Raw genomic sequence first — 17458 nt, forward strand, 5'->3', positions numbered from 1 at the left:
GCGCCGCTAATCCGACCTACGCGATACGCACATCGGCAAACCACGCTGCGGCCCAAGGCCCCATTTGGGCGTTCCGGGCCAAGCGGGCCCGCCGTTTTCAAGCTTCAAATTTCAAGCACTCTTCGGCTCCAGCGACGTAGGTCGGATTAGGCCGCAGGCCGTAATCCGACACCACCGCCAGCCACGCCAACGGTGTTGTCGGATTACGCGGCCTTGCCGCTAATCCGACCTACGTGGCTCCAGCGGGAAGCGTATCTTGTAATGCAAGCCCATGCCCGGCGCGCTGACCACCTTCACCGTCCCCCCCAGCGGTCCCGTCACCAGGTTGTACAGGATGTGCGCACCAAGTCCGCTGCCGCCGGAACCCCGCTTCGTCGTGAAGAAGGGATCGAACAGCTGTGCCAGGGTGGCGCTGTCCATGCCCATGCCGTCGTCGCTGTAGTCGAGTTCCAGCATGTCGCCCACCGTCCGGGCGGACAGCTTGATCTTGCCCGGCTCGCCTTCGGCAAAGCCGTGCACCAGTGAATTGACCACCATGTTCGTGACGATCTGCGAGACGGCGCCCGGATAGCTGCGCAGCTGCACCTCGGGCGCGCAGTCGATCTCCACCTTGACCGGCTTGCCTTTCAGCTTGGGTTGCAAGGACAGCAGGATTTCGTCGAGGTATTTGCGCAAATTAAAGCTGCGCAGTTCGTCCGAGGACTGGTCCACGGCCACCTGCTTGAAGCTGCGCACCAGGGCCGCGGCGCGCTGCGTGTTCGTCGTCATGATGCGCAAGGTCTGGTCGATGATGTCGAAGAATTGCCGCAAGCCGTCTTCATCGAGCTGGCCGCCGTCCAGGTCTTCGCGCGTGAGCTTCAATTCCTGCACCAGATGGCTGGTGGCCGTCACGCATATGCCCAGCGGCGTATTGATTTCATGCGCCACGCCCGCCACCAGGCGGCCCAGGGACGCCAGCTTTTCCTGGCGCACCAGTTCCGACTGCGCTTCCTGCAAGGCGCTCAGGGCGCTGTTCAAGGCCGCGTTCTGCTCTTCCAGCGCTTCCTTGGCCTGGCGCATGGCGCTGTCGGCCTGGATGCGGGCCATCGCCACGGCAACGTGGCTGGCCATGAAGGCCAGCACGTCCAGTTCCGCCTGGCCATACACGACGGATTCGTCGTAGCTTTGCACGATGATCACGCCATATTTGCGCTCGCCCAGCAGCATGGGCGCGCCCATCCAGCTGGCGATGCCGACATTGCCCAGCGGCTCGTCCATCTCGCCGCTGGCCACCAGCGCCGCATAGCTGCCGGCATCGAGCAGGCAAGCCTTGCGCCGCGCCAGCACGTACGAACTCATGCCGATGCCGTAATGAAAGCGTTTCACGGGCGCCTGCGCATCCTTCTCGTCGACGAAATACGGGATCGTGATGTCCTTGTTGTCCGGGTGGTACAGGGCGATCAGGAAATTCTTGGCCGTCACCAGCTCACTGATGATGGCGTGCAGGCGCGCATACAGGGTCGTCGCGTCGGCCGCCTGCGCCGACAGGTTGGCGATTTCATACAGCGCATGCTGGAGGTTTTCCGCGCGCCGCCGCTCGGCCACCTCGTGCGCCAGCAGGGCCGTGCGCTCCTGCACCGCCTTTTCCAGCCGGTCCATGCTTTGCATGCCTTGCAGGGCGCTCGACACGTGCGTGGCGATCAGCGCGAACAGGGCCTGGTCTTCCAGGCTGAAGCGGTGCTGCGCGTCATAGCTCTGGATGACGATGGCACCGAGCACCTGGTGCTGCTGGTCCAGCAGCGGACAGCCGATCCAGTGCTCGGCCGCCGTGCCGCCGCCCCAGGCGCCGCCGCCGATGGCGCGCATGGCGTCGTCGTCGGCCGTCATCACCAGCTGCTTGCGGTTGACGATGACCCATGCCGTGGGCGACTGCGCGGCGCTGGCCAGGCGCACGCCCTCGTCCGGGTCGGGCGCGGCGTCGAATTCATCGACAAAATAGGGAAAGCGCACGAGACCGTCGTCATGGTCGCTGAGCGCCACGTAAAAGTTCGCCGCATACATGATGCGTCCCAGCGCCGCATGCACCGCCTGCAGGAATTCGCTGATATCGCTGCAGGTGCTCGAGCGCTGCCCGATCTCCAGCAACACGGTTTGAACGGCTTCCAGACGGCTGAGGCGGCTTTCCATGGGTGACTATGTACCTTGTGCAAGTATATGTTCTGAAAATCAATATTATCAGTTCAGCCCGGCCTTGGCACGGCATAAAACGGAGAATCTTGCCTTGAGGCAGAGCAACACACGCCACGCGCACATTTGCCACGCTGGCAATACAGTGGCAGACTAGGCCCCTTCCTACAGACCAGACTGTCCTCATGACCGCCACGCTACGCGCCTCGCTTCGTCCCTACACCCTCGCCGGCCTGCTGGCCTTTGCCGCGCTGGGCATGCCGCCGCTGTGCGCCGCGCCAGCCAAGGCGCCGGCGGCGGAAACGGCCGATGGCGGACGCTATTTCGGCCCCCTCGTCGCGGGCAAGATGCATGGCCAGGGCCGGCTCGAGTACGCAAGCGGCGCGTTTTACGAAGGCGGTTTCGCGCGCGGCGTGTTTTCCGGCCAGGGCAAGCTGCGCCAGGCGTCGGGCGTCGAATACACGGGCGCCTTCCGCCAGGGCGCCTTCGACGGCATCGGCCGCTACACCTCGCCGAAGGGCGAGATTTATGCGGGCAACTTCGTCAAGGGCAGCTTCGAGGGACAAGGCCGCTTCCAGGGCGCCGACGGCGCCACCTTCGAAGGCCATTTCAAGCACTGGCGCCCGCACGGCGTCGGCAAACTGACCGACACGGACGGCACCGTCTTCGAAGGCGAATTCGTCCAGGGCCAGGTGCAAGGCAAGGCCAAGGTCACCACCAGCGACGGCATCCACTACGAAGGCGAGCTGAAAGACTGGAAATTCGAAGGCGAAGGCGTGCTGCGCACGGCCGACGGCGACGAATACCGGGGCGCCTTCAAGAATGGCCAGTTTGACGGCAAGGGCGTGCTGCGCTACGCCGTGGCGCAGGCGGACGGCCGGCGCGAAGACAGCGGCAACTGGACGGAAGGCCAGCTGGACGACCCTGCCCTGGACAAGCTCACACGCGACAATATCGAACTGGCCCTGTACAACCAGCGCAGCCTGCTCGACGGCGCCCTGGCCCGCATCGCGCCGCGCGATGCGGCGAAAAAGATCAACCTGTACCTGCTGGGCGTGGCCGGCGATGGCGCACAGGAAGTGTTTCACCGCGAAACGGCCTTCGTGCAACGCCAGTTCGACCGCGACTACGGCACCGTAGGGCGTTCCCTGATGCTGGTCAACAGCCGCAACACGGTGGCGCAGCAACCGATGGCCACGCGCACCAGCATCGCGGCCAGCCTCGACGCGCTGGGCGCGAAGATGGACAAGCAGAACGACATCCTGTTCCTGTTCCTCACCAGCCACGGCTCGCCCGAGCACGAACTGGCGCTGGCGCAAAACGGCATGGACTTGCACAGCTTGCCTGCGCAGGAGCTGGCGTCCATGCTCAAGCACAGCGGCATCCGCTGGAAAGTCATCGTGATCTCGGCCTGCTATGCGGGCGGCTTCATTGCGCCCTTAAAAGATGACAACACCCTCATCATCACGGCCGCGCGCAGCGACCGCACCTCGTTCGGTTGCGACGACCAGAACGATTTTACGTATTTCAGCGAAGCGTATTTCAAGGAAGCCTTGCCAAAGAGCGCCGGCTTTGCCGAAGCCTTCGACAAGGCCAAAGTGCTGGTGCAGGCGCGCGAGGCGGCCGATTTCCGCGAGGGCGGCATGGAAGCGGAAGAGCATTCCGAGCCGCAGCTGTTCCAGGGCAAGGCCATCGCCGCGCAGCTGAAGGCGTGGCGCGCCCAACCCCGCTAAGCGCTTCTTTCTGTACAATAGCCGTCACCATGCGCCGATTCTTCCTCATTTTTCTGCTGTTCGTGCTTCCGCTCCAGATGTCCTGGGCCGCGGCGAGCGCGTATTGCCTGCACGAGGAAGGCAAGGCGGCGCAACACCTGGGCCACCACAGCCACCAGCACAAGGCCGAGTCCGATGCGGACAAGCAGCCCACCAGTGACAAAAAAGGCCAGCCCCACAGCGACTGCAACGTCTGCCATGGCATCGGCCACGCGTGGCTGCCAGCTGGCTCCAGCCTGCCCATCGGCGACACGGCGTCCGTCAACGCGGACACTTCCCCCTTCTTTTACGCTTCCCACATCCCGGACGCTCCCAAGCGCCCTGACTGGTCGTCGGCCATCTAGGCCGACGGGACGTTTCAATCGCTTATCGCAGTAAGTCAGGCGCAGGCCTGCGCGTCCCGTCGAATTCTTTTCCATGTTTTTGGAGAATTCGATGCACCGATTCATTTTCTTGCTATCCGCTGGCCTGCTGGCCGGCAACCTTGTCCACGCGCAATCCAGCGTGGAACCCGCCTCACCGTTGACCCTGCCCGCCGCGCTGGCCCTGGCAGAAGGCGGCAACGCCACCCTGTCGGCCGCCCGCCATGAACTGGCGGCGCAGGGCGGCGCCCTGCAGCAGGCGCGCGCCCTGCCCAACCCGGAATTGCAAACCGTGCTGGAAGACACGCGGCGCGCCACGCGCAGCACCACCGTGCAACTGAACCAGCTGATCGAGCTGGGCGGCAAGCGCGGTGCGCGCGCCGCCGTCGCGCAGCGCGGCGCAGACCTGGCGCAAGCGGGCCTGTCAATGCAGCAAGCCGACACACGCGCCGCCGTCACTTCCGCCTTTGTCGATGTGCTGGCAGCGCAGGAAGGCTTGCGCCTGGCCGACAGCGCACAGGCTCTGGCCGCGCGCGCCAGCGACATCACGGCCCGACGAGTGACGGCTGGCAAGGCCTCGCCCGTCGAGGAAACCCGCGCCAGGGTCGCGGAAGCGAGCGTGCGGCTGGAGCTGAACCTGGCCCGCAGCACCCTGGCCAGCGCCCGCAAGCGCCTGGCCGCCCTGTGGGGCAACGCCACGCCCCGCTTCAGCATCGCCGAGGGACGCCTGGAAACCTTGCCGGAGCTGCCCCAGGCAAGCGAACTGGCGGCGCGCCTGGAGCAAGCCCCGGCCGTGCGCCAGGCGCAAAGCGCGCTGGCCCAGCGGCAAGCCATGCTGGACGTGGAACAGCGGCGCGCCACGCCCGACGTCACCGTCAGCATCGGCATGAAGCGCTCGGAAGAGCTGGGACGCAACCAGGCCATCATCGGCCTGGCCCTGCCGCTGCCTCTGTTCGACCGCAACGCCGGCAACAAACTCGACGCCCTGCGCCGCAGCGACAAGGCCAGCGACGAGCTGGCCGCCACGCGCATCGCCGTGCAAACGGACGTGGCCGCCGCCACCGAACGCCTGGCCACGGCCCGGCTCGACGTGGAAAGCTTGCGCCAGGACATCTTGCCTGGCGCGCAAAGCGCCTATGACGCGGCCAGCAAAGGTTTCGAGTTCGGCAAGTTCGCCTTCCTCGACGTGCTCGATGCCCAGCGCACCTTGCTGCAAGCCAAAAACCAATACCTGCGCGCGCTGACGGAAGCGCAACGCGCCGCCGCCGACATCGAGCGCCTGCTGGGCACACCAGCTCCCCTGTAAGGAACACCATCCATGAACATCACACTCAACAAAAAGCAGGCGGTCGCCATCGCTTCCATCGCGGCCGCCGGCATCGTGCTGGCAATCCTCATCCTCGGTACCGGCAAGTCCAGCGCCCCGCCCGCCCCTGCCGTCAAGGCGGAAGCACATGCTGAAAAGAAAGACGAACATGGCCACGCAGAAGTGGAAGGCAAGCTGGAATTGACGGCGGCGCAAAGCAAGGCCGCTGGCGTCGTCATCGCCACGGCCGCGCCTGGCCGCATCAAGACGACGGTCGCCCTGCCCGGTGAAATCCGGTTCAATGAAGACCGTACGGCCCACGTCGTGCCGCGCCTGGCCGGCGTGGTCGAAGCCGTGCAGGCGGACCTGGGCCAGTTGGTGAAAAAGGGACAAGTGCTGGCCGTCATCGCCAGCACGGAATTGTCGGAACAGCGCAGCGCGCTGCTGTCGGCGCAGCGGCGCTTGTCGCTGGCCCGCTCCACGTATGAGCGCGAGGAAAAACTGTGGCGCGAGAAAATTTCGGCCGAACAGGATTACCTGCAGGCGCAGCAGGCGTGGCGCGAAGCGGAGATCGCCGTGCAGAACGCGCAGCAAAAGCTCAGCGCGCTGGGCGCCAGCGGTATCAGCAAAGGCCCGCTGAACCGCTATGACATCCGCGCGCCGTTCGATGGCATGGTGCTGGAAAAACACATCACCCTGGGCGAGGCCGTCAAGGAAGACGCGAATATCTTCGTCATTTCCGACCTGTCGACCGTGTGGGCGGAAATCGCCGTGCCGGCGAAAGACCTGGCCACCGTGCGCATGGGAGGCAAGGCGGAGGTGAAAGCGTCCGCGTTTGACGCCAGCGCGCAAGGCACGATCACCTACGTGGGCGCGCTGCTGGGCGAGCAGACGCGCACGGCCAAGGCACGCATCAGCTTGCAGAACCCGGACATGGCCTGGCGCCCGGGCCTGTTCGTCACGGTGGAGGTCGTGTCCGGCGAAGCGGACGCGCCCGTCACCGTGCACAGCACGGCCATCCAGACGGTGGAAGACAAGCCCGTCGTCTTCGTGCAGATAAAAGATGGCTACCAGGCCACGCCCGTGGTGCTGGGCCGCAGCGATGGCACATTGACTCACATCAAGCAGGGCCTGGCCGCCGGCACGCCGTACGCGGCGCAAGGCAGTTTTGTCCTGAAGTCCGAGCTGGGCAAGGACTCCGCCGGCCACGAACACTGATCACGTCAAAGCTAAGGAAACCATCATGTTTGAACGCTTGATCCGCTTCGCCATCGACCAGCGCTGGCTGGTGATGCTGGCCGTCGCCGCCATGGCCGGCCTCGGCATCTACAGTTATCAAAAGCTGCCCATCGACGCCGTGCCCGATATCACCAATGTGCAGGTGCAAATCAATACCCAGTCCGCCGGCTATTCGCCGCTGGAAACCGAGCAGCGCGTGACGTTCCCCATCGAGACGGCCATGGCCGGCTTGCCGAACCTGGAACAGACGCGCTCGCTGTCACGCTATGGTTTGTCGCAAGTGACCGTGATCTTCAAGGATGGCACGGATATTTATTTTGCCCGCCAGATGATCAACGAGCGCTTGCAGGAAGCCAAGGAAAGTCTGCCGTCCGGCATCACGCCCAAGATGGGGCCCGTGTCCACGGGCCTCGGTGAAATCTACCTGTGGACGGTGGAAACGCAGGACGGCGCGAAAAAGCCGGACGGCACGCCCTACACGCCGACGGACCTGCGCGAAATCCAGGACTGGATCATCAAGCCGCAGTTGCGCAATGTCACGGGCGTCACGGAAATCAATGCCATCGGCGGCTACGCCAAGCAATACCAGGTGGCGCCCTATCCGGAAAAACTGGCCGCCTACGGCATCAGCCTGCAAGACGTGGTGACGGCGCTCGAGCGCAACAACAGCAACGTGGGCGCCGGCTATATCGAAAAGCAGGGCGAGCAGTTGCTGATACGCGCGCCGGGCCAGGTGGCGTCAAAAAGCGACATCGGCAACATCGTCGTCGCCAATGTGCAGGGCGTGGCGATCCGCATCCGCGACGTGGCCGACGTGGTGCTGGGGCGCGAGCTGCGCACGGGCGCGGCCACGGAAAACGGCCGCGAAGTGGTGCTCGGCACCGTCTTCATGCTGATCGGACAGAACAGCCGCGCCGTGTCGCAAGCCGTCGACAAGAAGATGGTCGAGATCAACCGCAGCCTGCCGAAAGGCGTGCACGCCGTCACCGTGTATGACCGCACGGTACTCGTCGACAAGGCCATCAATACGGTGAAGAAAAACCTGCTGGAAGGCGCCGTGCTGGTGATCGCCATCCTGTTTTTATTCCTCGGCAATATCCGCGCGGCCGTCATCACGGCCATGGTGATTCCGCTGGCCATGCTGTTCACGTTTACGGGCATGGTGCAATACCATGTGAGCGCCAACCTGATGAGTCTGGGGGCGCTCGATTTCGGCATCATCATCGATGGCGCCGTGGTCATCGTGGAAAACTGCGTGCGCCGCCTGGCCCATGCGCAGCAAAAACTGGGGCGGCCCTTGACCTTGCAGGAACGTTTTCAGGAAGTGTTTGCAGCCTCGCAAGAAGCGCGCCGGCCCCTGCTGTACGGGCAGCTGATCATCATGGTCGTGTACCTGCCCATCTTCGCGCTCACGGGCGTGGAGGGCCGCATGTTTACGCCGATGGCCCTGACGGTGGTGATTGCCCTGCTCGGTGCCATGCTGCTGTCGATCACCTTCATTCCCGCCGCCGTCGCGCTGTTTATCGGCGACAAGGTGGCGGAGAAGGAAAACGCCATCATGCGCGCCGCCAAGCGCTGGTATGCGCCGCTGCTGGACCAGGTCATGCGCAACACGCCCGTCGTGTTGACGGGCGCGGCGGTAGCCGTCGTGCTGTCCGGCTTGCTGGCCACGCGCATGGGCAGCGAATTCGTGCCCAGCCTGAACGAGGGCGACATCGCCATCCAGGCCCTGCGCATCCCCGGTACCAGTTTGAGCCAATCGCTGGCCATGCAGCAGCAGCTGGAAAGCAAGCTCATGGCAAACCACAAGGAAATCGCGCGCGTCTTCGCCCGCACGGGTACGGCCGAGATCGCGTCCGACCCCATGCCGCCGAATATTTCCGATGGCTACATCATGCTCAAGCCCCGCGACGCATGGCCGGAACCGGGAAAATCGCGCGAGCAATTGCTGGCGGAAATCGAAGCGACGGCCACTAGTTTACCGGGCAACAACTACGAGTTTTCGCAGCCGATCCAGCTGCGTTTCAATGAACTGATTTCCGGCGTGCGCAGCGACGTGGCCGTCAAACTGTTCGGCGACGACATGCTTGTCCTCGACAGCACGGCCGCGAAGATCGCCGGCGTGCTGGGCAAGATACCCGGTGCGACGGAAGTGAAGGTCGAGCAGACGACGGGTTTACCCATGCTGACGGTGCAGATCGACCGCGAGCAGACGGCCCGCTACGGCCTCAACATTGCCGACGTGCAAGCGGCGATTGCCACGGCCATCGGCGGGCAGGAGGCCGGCACCCTGTTCCAGGGCGACCGCCGCTTCGACATCGTCGTGCGCCTGCCCGACAGCCTGCGCAGCGACCTGGAGCAGCTGAAACGTTTGCCCATCGCCCTGCCCCTGGGCGCAGCGGCGGAAGGCCGTGCCCGCTTCATTCCGCTCGGTGAAGTGGCCAGCCTGCAAGTGGCGCCGGGACCGAACCAGATCAGCCGCGAAGACGGCAAGCGCCGCATCGTCATCAGCGCCAACGTGCGCGGGCGCGATATCGGCTCGTTTGTCGCCGACGCCACGCAGCAATTGCAAGCGCAAGTGGCCATTCCCGCCGGCTACTGGACCAGCTGGGGCGGCCAGTTCGAGCAGCTGCAGTCGGCCACGAAACGCCTGGAGCTGGTGGTGCCCGTGGCGCTGGCCCTCGTCTTCGTCTTGCTGTTCGCCATGTTCGGCAACGTGAAGGATGGTTTACTGGTGTTCAGCGGCATCCCGTTCGCCTTGACGGGCGGCATCGTCGCCCTGTGGCTGCGCGACATACCCATGTCGATCTCGGCGGCCGTCGGCTTCATCGCCCTGTCCGGCGTGGCCGTGCTGAACGGCCTCGTGATGATCGCCTACATCCGCCAGCTGCGCGAACAGGGCATGCCCTTGCAGGATGCCATACGGGAAGGCGCGATCACGCGGCTGCGGCCCGTGCTGATGACGGCGCTGGTGGCGTCGCTGGGTTTCGTGCCGATGGCGATCGCCACGGGCACGGGCGCCGAAGTGCAGCGTCCGCTGGCCACGGTGGTGATCGGCGGCATTTTATCGTCGACGGCCTTGACCTTGCTGGTTCTGCCGCTGCTGTACCGGCTCGCGTATGCCGCAAGAGGTAGGTCGGATGTAGGTCGGATTAGGTCCGAAGTAACGTAATCCGACACCACCACTGGCGCAAACAAGATGTCGGATTACGGCCTTTCAGGCCTAATCCGACCTACGCCTGCCGCTGCTGTACCGGCTCGCGTATCGCAGGAAAAAAGAGGAGGTAGGTCGGATTAGCGCGCAAGCGCGTAATCCGACACATTGTTGACGCCGGTGGTGGCATTGGATTACGGACGGCGGTAGCCGCCCTCGATCCAGTTCGCCGCTGACGTGGCGTTGAACTTGAACGCGGCCGAGGTGCGCACCTTGGCGATCTGTTCGCCATCGGCGTCGTAAGCGCTCAGTTCCGCGTACGGGTGGTCTTCGTCGGGGACGATGTCGAACATCACCTTGACTTGCCCCTCGTCCGTGGCGACGAACAGGTTCTTGTGCAATTGCGCATGCAGCTGCTGCTCGTGGCGGCGCAGCACTTCCGACGCCGTCTTGACCAGGGTATTGAAGGCGTTGACGTCGAGCGGCTTCGGGTTTTTCTTGTCGCGGCCCATGGTCCACGGGCCCACCAGCGCCGGCTCCGGTTCGCCATCCTTGATCATGGCCACGGCCCAGCCTTCATCTTCCTCGTTCTTGATCACCCTCGCCGTCCAGCCATTGCCGACCCACAGGCGCGGCTCCTGGATCGGGGCGTCATTGTCCTGCTCGGCTGCTTCGTCGGAAAAGTCGGGGAAATCGGTACTCATGGCGGTGCTCGTGATGGAAGGTCGGGGCTAGCATGATAGTCGAAAACGCCCGCCCGTGCCGCGTTCCCGGCGGCACGGGTGAACGTTCAACACTTCCGTCCGGCATCTTCCCACGCGACTGTCAGCACATGGACATGGCAGGCCGGTTGGGCCAGGTCAGCGGCGGACCCGGCGGTACCCAGCGCGGGTCGATGGCCGGCAGCGGCGCATGGTAATTAAAAGGATTGATGATGATCGGCGGTATCGCCGATGGCGCACCGACGGGCTCGGCGCAGGACTGCGTGGCGCTACGCTGGCGCGTGATTCGATGGTCAGGGGGGGATAGCGATTGATCCCCGGTGTCTGCAAACAAAAGCATGTTGCCCTCCTTGCGAGAGTGAGGTATTCAGTATAGGACGGCTTGCGCACATTACAAGAAAAGAAATCTTGTTCCAGATCAGCGTTTTCTGGCCTCCAGCGCCTTCCATACCGTGAAAATGACGGCCTGTCGCACGCCGCTGGCGGCAAGCCGGGCGCGCCCCTACAGTGTGACCATGCAATACCCGATCACCCACACTGCGAGGCCTACCATGAAAAAACTGCTCACCTTCGTCCTCATCGTCATGCTCGCCTGCCTGTTCCTCGACAAGGTCGGCGGCAGCGACATGCACATGCAGTTCAACGGCGACGATATCGACGGTCCGCTCGAGTGGCTGTTCGGCCTCGTGTTTGCCGGCGGCGGCTTGCTGATCGCCGCCATTGCGGTGGTGTGCGCCGCCATCGTGGCGGGCGTGGTGCTGGCCGGCGTGAGCGTGGTGCTGATCGCCGCCGTGGCCCTGTGCGTGGTGCTGGCGCTCGCGCTGAGCACGCCCGTGCTGCTGCCGCTGCTGATTCCCGTCGCCATCGTCTGGCTCATCGTCAGCCGCAACCGCAAGCAGGCGCAAGCGCGTCAGCACAGCCTGTAATCACTGCGCCATAAACTTGCTGAGCACGCCGTCGCCGCCGCCGTCATTCTGTTCGATGCGGTTGCGCCCGCCCCGCTTGGCCCGGTACAGCGCCTCGTCGGCGCGCGCCAGCACGGCGTCGCAATCGGCATCGGTACCGGCCATGGCGGCCATGCCGATGCTCACCGTGATGGTGATCACCGTGCCGCCATCGATGGTCAGCGAACTTTCCGCCACGCGCCGGCGCAGCCGTTCGGCAAACACGGCGGCGGCGCCCAGATCCGTGCCCGGCAACAAGATGGCGAATTCCTCGCCGCCCACGCGGCCCGGCACGTCGACCTTGCGCAGCGCCTGGCACATCTGCGCGCCCAGGTGGCGCAGCACGGCATCACCGACGGCATGGCCATACTCGTCGTTGACGCGCTTGAAGTGATCGATGTCGAGCATCAGCACGCTGGCGCAGCTGGCCAGCTCGCGTTGCAAGCGGGCATGCTCGTTTTCCAGCGACGCCATGAAGTGGCGCCGGTTCGGCAAGCCGGTCAGGAAATCCGTGGTGGCCAGCTGCAGCAATTCCGCGTTCATGCGCTTGCGCTCGGTGATATCGAGCGACGACACCATGACGAAATCGAGGCTGTCCGCATGGCCGGGCATCACCAGCAAGCTCAATTCATTTTGCCGCGCCGCGCCATCGAGACGCACGAAGCTGCTCTCGCACTCGTACAGGTGGGCGCCGCCAGCCAGCGCCAGCAGCGCATCGCCGAAACGGGGCAAGGCGCTGTCGTCAAAATTCTGCGCCAGGCTCAGCGCGCCACGGCGCTGGTCGTCCTCGTTGGCCCGCACCTGCGCCAGCGCGGCGCCGTTCGCGTCGATGATGCGCACCAGCCCCGCCAGCCGCCGCAGCGCGTCCGGATTGGCCTGGAAGTGGGCACCCAGATCGCGCACGCCCGCTTGCTCGAGAGCATCGAGCGCGGCGCGCACGGCAGACCAGTCCTGTTCCCACAGGGCCACGGGCGCATGGTCGTACAGGCTGCGGAAACGCGCTTCGCCGGCGCGCAGGGCCAGCGCCACCTGCGCCTGTTCGATGGCCATGCCGGCCAGGTGCGCCGCCTCGCTCAACCGCGCCAGATGCGCGGCGCCCGGCAAGGTCGGCTGGCGGTGATACGCCATCAGCACACCGAGCAGCTTGCCCGAGCCGCCACGCACGGGCTCGGCCCAGCACGATTGCAGCTGGGCCCGGCACGCCAGTTCCATCGTTTCCTGCGCAGCGGCATGCAAGTCGCCGACGATCACGCGCTGGCCGTCGCGCACGGCTTGCGCGGCGATGCCATGCACGCCCTGCAAGGTGTCGAGGTCATGGCCATGGCTGGACAGGTTGAAAAACGCGGGCAAGCTCGGCGCCGCGCCCAGCACCAGGCGGTGGCGGCTTTCATCGAGCAGCAAGATGCTGCACAGCATGGCGGGATGGTCGGCTTGCACGCTCAGCACCACGCTTTCCAGCACCCGTTCCAGCGGCGCGCCCGTGGCCAGCATTTCCAGCACTTGCCGCCGCGTATGCTCGCGCCGTTCCATCTGGCTGCGCTCGCTGATATCGCGGAAAGTCCACAAGCGCGCCTGCTCATTGCCCAACTGCATGCTGCGCACATATTGTTCGACCACCCGTCCATCGCGCAGGTGCAGCACGTCGCGCCGCTCACGGTGGCCGTGCGGCGCGTGGGTGCGTGCTCCGAGGAAAGGCGCCGCCTGCTCGAGCTGGCTTTCCACGTGACGCACGAGCGCCGCGCCATCGGCTTGCCAGTCGAGCGCGTCGGGCACTTGCCACAGGTCGCGGAAACGCCGGTTCGACGTGAAGATGCGGCCATTGATATTGTCGACCAGAATGCCATCGATGGTCGAATCGAGGATGCTGCGCAGCATGGCCTGGCTGCGCTGCGCCGCCTCGGCCATCGCCAGCACGCTCGCCTGCCCCTGCTCCAACTGGCCGGTCAGTTCGCTCGAGCGCGCCAGCGCCGCCTGGGCGCGGGCGCGGCCCGCCGCCAGCAGCCAGGCGGCCAGCGCCAGCACGATGCTGGCCAGCACACCCGTCCAGGCCACCAGACGGGGCCGCGCCAGCAGTTCGCCATCGAAGCCCGGCATGGCGCGCACGCGCAAGGTCCAGGGTCGGCCGGCGATGGTGATGACTTGCCGCGACACGAGGCTGTCCGACGCGGCAGAGGAAAAGCCGCCCGGCAAGCTGTCGTACATCAGGGACGCCTCGGCCAGTTGCGCGCCATCATAGATTTCCAGGTCCAGCTGACGCGCCGCCTCGCCGCCCACGCCCGCCATCAGGTCGTCCATGCGGAACGGCGCAAACACCCAGGCGCGCAAGGCGGCGCGCCGCTGTTCCACAGTGCCATGCGGCACACTATTCCCGTACACGGGCAGCACGACGAGGAAGCCATGCGCCTGGTCGCTGCCGCCATCTTGCACCAGGTGAATCTTGCCCGTCATGGCGGCCCGCCCCGTATCGCGCGCCTGCTCGAGCGCGGCGCGGCGCACGGGTTCGGACCAGAGGTCATAGCCGAAGGCCAACAGGTTGCTGTCGCTTAAAGGTTCCAGATAGGTGATGGGCGCATGCCAGGCACGCTGGCCGTGCGGACGCACGGCATAGCCGGGATAGCCTTCCGCGCGCACGCTGGCCTCGTGCCGCGCCAGGGCGGCGCCGGGCAACAGCGGCAGGTAGCCGATGCCGTGGATGCCGGGAAAGTGACGGTCCACCTGCTGCACCGACAGATAGGCATGAAATTCGCGGCGCGTGACTTCCTGCGAACTGGCATACAGTCCCTGCACCCCGTGCAGCACCTGGATGTAGGTCTGCATGCGGCCGGCGATGTTGCCCACCAGTTCGCGCACGCGGAAATCGAAATCGGCCTGCACCTGCTGTTCGCTGGCATCATGGGCATTGCGCCAGGCGCCATACGTCAACCCCAGGCACAGCGCCAGCACCAGCGCGGCCAACGCGCGCGGTCCCACCCAGTGCGACACTGGCTTGGCAAACCACGACGAAGACGCGCGTGTAGACATGACAGGCTGACAGGCAGGACCAACATCAAACCATTTCACGGCCGGCAACAGGGCTGGCAGCGGGCTGTACAACTACCATCGGTAGTCGATGAGAATGATAGTACGTTACAGCGGGCGCCCTTGCAATGCTGAATATTGTATTAAAAAGAGCACATATTTCATCGATGCAATGATGGGTACTCCAGGAAAATTCGATGCCATGAAAACCATCGCCCGACACTGGTATGATCGCCCCGCAATCCATCACCGAGGAGCCGCGTTTGCAGCAAGATAGCTGGCAGGGAACACTCTGGCTGGCGCCGGACTTTGCCATCTTGCATGGCGCAGCGGGCGCCACGGACAGCCACGCCCATTATGCGCACCAGTTGATGCTGAGCACGGGAGCGCCTTTCACGGCCGAGCTCGACGGCATCGTCCACACGGCGCGGCATTTGCTCGTCGACAGCCTGCGCCCGCACGCCATCGTGGCCGCGCCGGCCCCCATGCTGACCATCTATGCGGAGCCGCAGCGCCTGGGTGGCGCGGCCCTGCTGGCGGCGGCCGCCAGCGCCGGCGTACCCAGCCTCGACAGCCTGGCCGCCGCGCTGCAGGCGCAGCCGCGCGAGCGCTTGCCCGATCCCCGCCTGCTGCGGGCGCTGGACAAGGTCGATGCGCTCTTGTCCGGCAAGGTCAGCGCGGCCGCCGTGGCCGAGGCCGCGCATTTGTCGCTGAGCCAGCTGGAACGCCTGTTCAGCGCCCAGCTGGGCTTGCCCGTACGGCGGCTGGTGCTGTGGCGCCGCTTGCGCCTGGCCATCCGTTTCATCTTGCTCGGCAGTACTCTGACGCAGGCGGCCCACGGCGCCGGCTTTGCCGATGCCGCGCATTTTTCACGCACCATGCGCAGCCTGTTCGGCGTGCGCGCCGACCGCAGCTTGCGCCAGCTCGACGTCAAGCTGCTCGATTGACGGCACGATTGAGCGCCTGCTGCAAGCCGGCCGGCAGCGCGGGCGCGCGCACGCCCTCTTCCGAGCGGAACGGTTCCAGCAGCTGCGGTCCATAAGCGACGGGATAATCGGGACGGCTGCCGATGCCCAGGTCCTCGCCCCGCATGCGGTAGCCGGGCGCGTCGAACGCCGTGCCCAGCAGGCGGTCCCAGCACGTAAAGAACAGGCCGAAATTCACGTCGCCGGCCGTGCCATACTTCATGTGGTGAAAACGGTGCAAGGGTGCCCACGCGAACACGTGGCGCAGCGGCCCCATGCGCATGTCGACATTCGCGTGCTGCAGCAACAGCTGGATCGCCACGGCAAACGCCAGCACGGCCATGACCTTCTCCGGTATGCCCAGCAGCAGCAAGGGCAGCATGCCGCCCGCCGCTTCGAGCAGCAGATGCAGCGGATGTTTCATCCAACCGTTGAAACCGTACATGCGCTGTACGCTGTGGTGCACGGCATGCAGTTTCCACAAAAAATAATAACGGTGGCTCAGGTAATGCACGAGCGTGATGCCGCAATCGGCAATCAGGATCGCCAGCAGCAGCTGCGCCCAGAACGGCAACTGGACTGGCCAGAATGGGCCTAGCGCCAGGTGCCCGGCCAGCACGGGAAAGGCCGCCAGGCCCAGCAGGTAGAGCGCTTCATTGACGAGCGCGTGCAGCGTATCGCGCCAGCCGTCGCCGTGACCGTGGTTCCACGCGCCGTCATACGGCAGATAGCGTTCGGCAAGAAAGGAAGTGAGCAGGGCCAGCAGCAGCAAGGGCGGCAAGGCCCACAGGGAATAGTGGCACGCCGCGATCAGGCAAGCGGCGGCGCCGATGAAGCCGGCCCAGAACACGGGGCCGTACAGCGCGGCAAAGAGGGATTTCATGGCAAGACGCTCCTGTGGCAAAAACCACAGCATGGCTGGCCTCCCTGCCGCGCCGCTTGAAGAAACGGCGCAACCTGTTACTTCAGCGCTTTTCTCGCAGCGTATTGCTGGTAGCCATTCGCGCGCAGGGCGCAGGCGGGGCAAGTGCCGCAGCCATAGCCCCAGTCGTGCAACTGGCCCCGCTCGCCCAGGTAGCACGTATGCGTGCCGCTGCGGATCAGGTCGACCAGCGGCTGGCCGCCCAGGTCTTCCGCCAGGTCCCAGCTTTGCGCCTTGTCCAGCCACATCAGCGGCGTTTCCAGCTTCAAGCGCGTGTCCATGCCCAGGTTCAGGGCCACTTGCAGCGCCTTCATCGTATCGTCGCGGCAATCCGGATAGCCGGAGAAATCCGTCTCGCACATGCCGCCCACCAGCACCGTCAAGCCGCGGCGGTAGGCCACGGTGGCGGCCACCGTCATGAACAGCAGATTGCGTCCAGGAACAAAAGTGTTCGGCAAGCCGTTTTCCTGCATGACGATCTCGACGTTCTGCGTCATGGCCGTATCGGAAATGGCGGAAATCAGGGACAGGTCGATCATGTGATCCTGGCCCAGGCGACTGTCCCACTCGGGCGACTGCTGGCGCATCTGTTCCAGCACGCCGGGGCGCACGGTCAGTTCGATCGCATGGCGCTGGCCATAATCAAAGCCGATGGTTTCGACGCGGCTATAGTGCTTGAGGGCCCAGGCCAGGCAGGTGGTGGAATCTTGTCCACCGCTAAAGAGCACCAGTGCGGAGTCCGTTGCTAGCATAATTTCTTTCTTTTCAGTTTTATTCTGTCCGAGTGCGCGGGAAAACATGATTCCCTGCGCAAAAAATACTTATTCGTCCGCCATCAGTTTACCTATTCCGGTAACATGCAGTCAGCATTTACTTATCTGGAGCACC

General features: G+C 64.9%; 13 protein-coding genes. 7 read left to right on the top strand and 6 right to left on the bottom strand.

The genetic code is table 11. The annotated features are described in order from the left end of the window. Positions 1–219: 219 nt before the first annotated feature. A complete protein-coding gene (locus IGS55_RS17555) occupies positions 220–2166 on the bottom strand; it encodes a GAF domain-containing sensor histidine kinase (protein WP_230516669.1) in 1947 nt (648 codons plus the stop codon). 185 nt (positions 2167–2351) lie between these two features. Between IGS55_RS17555 and IGS55_RS17560 the strand changes: the two genes are divergently transcribed. From IGS55_RS17560 to IGS55_RS17580, 5 genes are all read left to right on the top strand, one after another. Further along, the gene (locus IGS55_RS17560; RefSeq protein WP_230516670.1) at positions 2352–3899 is read left to right on the top strand and encodes a C13 family peptidase; all 1548 of its coding nucleotides are present in this window, start codon (positions 2352–2354) and stop codon (positions 3897–3899) included. A 29-nt stretch (positions 3900–3928) separates the two neighbouring features. Further along, positions 3929–4282 (top strand): cation efflux protein, CzcI family, encoded by a 354-nt coding sequence (czcI, locus tag IGS55_RS17565; protein WP_230516671.1) that lies wholly within the window; start codon positions 3929–3931, stop codon positions 4280–4282. Between the two features lie 91 nt (positions 4283–4373). Beyond that, positions 4374–5606: a TolC family protein gene (locus IGS55_RS17570; RefSeq protein WP_230516672.1), complete on the top strand. Its 1233-nt coding sequence runs from the start codon at positions 4374–4376 to the stop codon at positions 5604–5606. A 12-nt stretch (positions 5607–5618) separates the two neighbouring features. After that, on the top strand, positions 5619–6824 hold the full coding sequence (locus IGS55_RS17575; protein ID WP_230516673.1) for an efflux RND transporter periplasmic adaptor subunit: 1206 nt from the start codon (positions 5619–5621) through the stop codon (positions 6822–6824). 25 nt (positions 6825–6849) lie between these two features. Next, a complete protein-coding gene (locus IGS55_RS17580) occupies positions 6850–10017 on the top strand; it encodes an efflux RND transporter permease subunit (protein WP_230516674.1) in 3168 nt (1055 codons plus the stop codon). 176 nt (positions 10018–10193) lie between these two features. On the opposite strand, the gene IGS55_RS17585 is transcribed toward IGS55_RS17580, so the two are convergent. Together IGS55_RS17585 and IGS55_RS17590 are read right to left on the bottom strand one after the other, a co-directional pair. Further along, positions 10194–10703 carry a hypothetical protein gene (locus tag IGS55_RS17585; protein WP_034753470.1) on the bottom strand — a complete coding sequence of 170 codons (510 nt, stop codon included), beginning with the start codon at positions 10701–10703 and terminating at the stop codon, positions 10194–10196. A gap of 121 nt (positions 10704–10824) precedes the next feature. Beyond that, positions 10825–11061, bottom strand: a complete 237-nt coding sequence (locus IGS55_RS17590) for a hypothetical protein (RefSeq protein ID WP_072457088.1) — start codon at positions 11059–11061, stop codon at positions 10825–10827. Positions 11062–11272: 211 nt separating this feature from the next. On the opposite strand from IGS55_RS17590, the gene IGS55_RS17595 reads away from it, so the two are divergent. Then, positions 11273–11647, top strand: coding sequence for a hypothetical protein (locus IGS55_RS17595; protein ID WP_230516675.1), 375 nt, complete (start codon positions 11273–11275; stop codon positions 11645–11647). On the opposite strand, the gene IGS55_RS17600 is transcribed toward IGS55_RS17595, so the two are convergent. After that, on the bottom strand, positions 11648–14686 hold the full coding sequence (locus IGS55_RS17600; protein WP_230516676.1) for a sensor domain-containing diguanylate cyclase: 3039 nt from the start codon (positions 14684–14686) through the stop codon (positions 11648–11650). 224 nt (positions 14687–14910) lie between these two features. Between IGS55_RS17600 and IGS55_RS17605 the strand changes: the two genes are divergently transcribed. Continuing rightward, positions 14911–15630: a helix-turn-helix domain-containing protein gene (locus IGS55_RS17605; RefSeq protein WP_230516677.1), complete on the top strand. Its 720-nt coding sequence runs from the start codon at positions 14911–14913 to the stop codon at positions 15628–15630. On the opposite strand, the gene IGS55_RS17610 is transcribed toward IGS55_RS17605, so the two are convergent. Then, positions 15614–16531 (bottom strand): sterol desaturase family protein, encoded by a 918-nt coding sequence (locus tag IGS55_RS17610; RefSeq protein WP_230516678.1) that lies wholly within the window; start codon positions 16529–16531, stop codon positions 15614–15616. The genes IGS55_RS17605 and IGS55_RS17610 overlap by 17 nt on opposite strands. 77 nt (positions 16532–16608) lie before the next feature. After that, the gene (gene queC / locus IGS55_RS17615) at positions 16609–17322 is read right to left on the bottom strand and encodes a 7-cyano-7-deazaguanine synthase QueC (RefSeq protein WP_230516679.1); all 714 of its coding nucleotides are present in this window, start codon (positions 17320–17322) and stop codon (positions 16609–16611) included. Positions 17323–17458: the final 136 nt, after the last annotated feature.

This window comes from Janthinobacterium sp. EB271-G4-3-2, from assembly GCF_020858035.1.
GTDB lineage: Bacteria > Pseudomonadota > Gammaproteobacteria > Burkholderiales > Burkholderiaceae_D > Janthinobacterium > Janthinobacterium aestuarii.

What these genes read in the sequence shown, in the direction of transcription:
- IGS55_RS17575 (WP_230516673.1), top strand. Translation starts at nt 5,619, where the DNA reads ATGAACATCACACTCAACAAAAAGCAGGCGGTCGCCATCGCTTCCATC.
- IGS55_RS17580 (WP_230516674.1), top strand. Translation starts at nt 6,850, where the DNA reads ATGTTTGAACGCTTGATCCGCTTCGCCATCGACCAGCGCTGGCTGGTG.
- IGS55_RS17595 (WP_230516675.1), top strand. Translation starts at nt 11,273, where the DNA reads ATGAAAAAACTGCTCACCTTCGTCCTCATCGTCATGCTCGCCTGCCTG.
- IGS55_RS17605 (WP_230516677.1), top strand. Translation starts at nt 14,911, where the DNA reads ATGATCGCCCCGCAATCCATCACCGAGGAGCCGCGTTTGCAGCAAGAT.
- IGS55_RS17555 (WP_230516669.1), bottom strand. Translation starts at nt 2,166, where the DNA reads ATGGAAAGCCGCCTCAGCCGTCTGGAAGCCGTTCAAACCGTGTTGCTG.
- IGS55_RS17590 (WP_072457088.1), bottom strand. Translation starts at nt 11,061, where the DNA reads ATGCTTTTGTTTGCAGACACCGGGGATCAATCGCTATCCCCCCCTGAC.
- queC (WP_230516679.1), bottom strand. Translation starts at nt 17,322, where the DNA reads ATGCTAGCAACGGACTCCGCACTGGTGCTCTTTAGCGGTGGACAAGAT.
- IGS55_RS17600 (WP_230516676.1), bottom strand. Translation starts at nt 14,686, where the DNA reads ATGTCTACACGCGCGTCTTCGTCGTGGTTTGCCAAGCCAGTGTCGCAC.
- czcI (WP_230516671.1), top strand. Translation starts at nt 3,929, where the DNA reads ATGCGCCGATTCTTCCTCATTTTTCTGCTGTTCGTGCTTCCGCTCCAG.
- IGS55_RS17585 (WP_034753470.1), bottom strand. Translation starts at nt 10,703, where the DNA reads ATGAGTACCGATTTCCCCGACTTTTCCGACGAAGCAGCCGAGCAGGAC.
- IGS55_RS17610 (WP_230516678.1), bottom strand. Translation starts at nt 16,531, where the DNA reads ATGAAATCCCTCTTTGCCGCGCTGTACGGCCCCGTGTTCTGGGCCGGC.
- IGS55_RS17560 (WP_230516670.1), top strand. Translation starts at nt 2,352, where the DNA reads ATGACCGCCACGCTACGCGCCTCGCTTCGTCCCTACACCCTCGCCGGC.
- IGS55_RS17570 (WP_230516672.1), top strand. Translation starts at nt 4,374, where the DNA reads ATGCACCGATTCATTTTCTTGCTATCCGCTGGCCTGCTGGCCGGCAAC.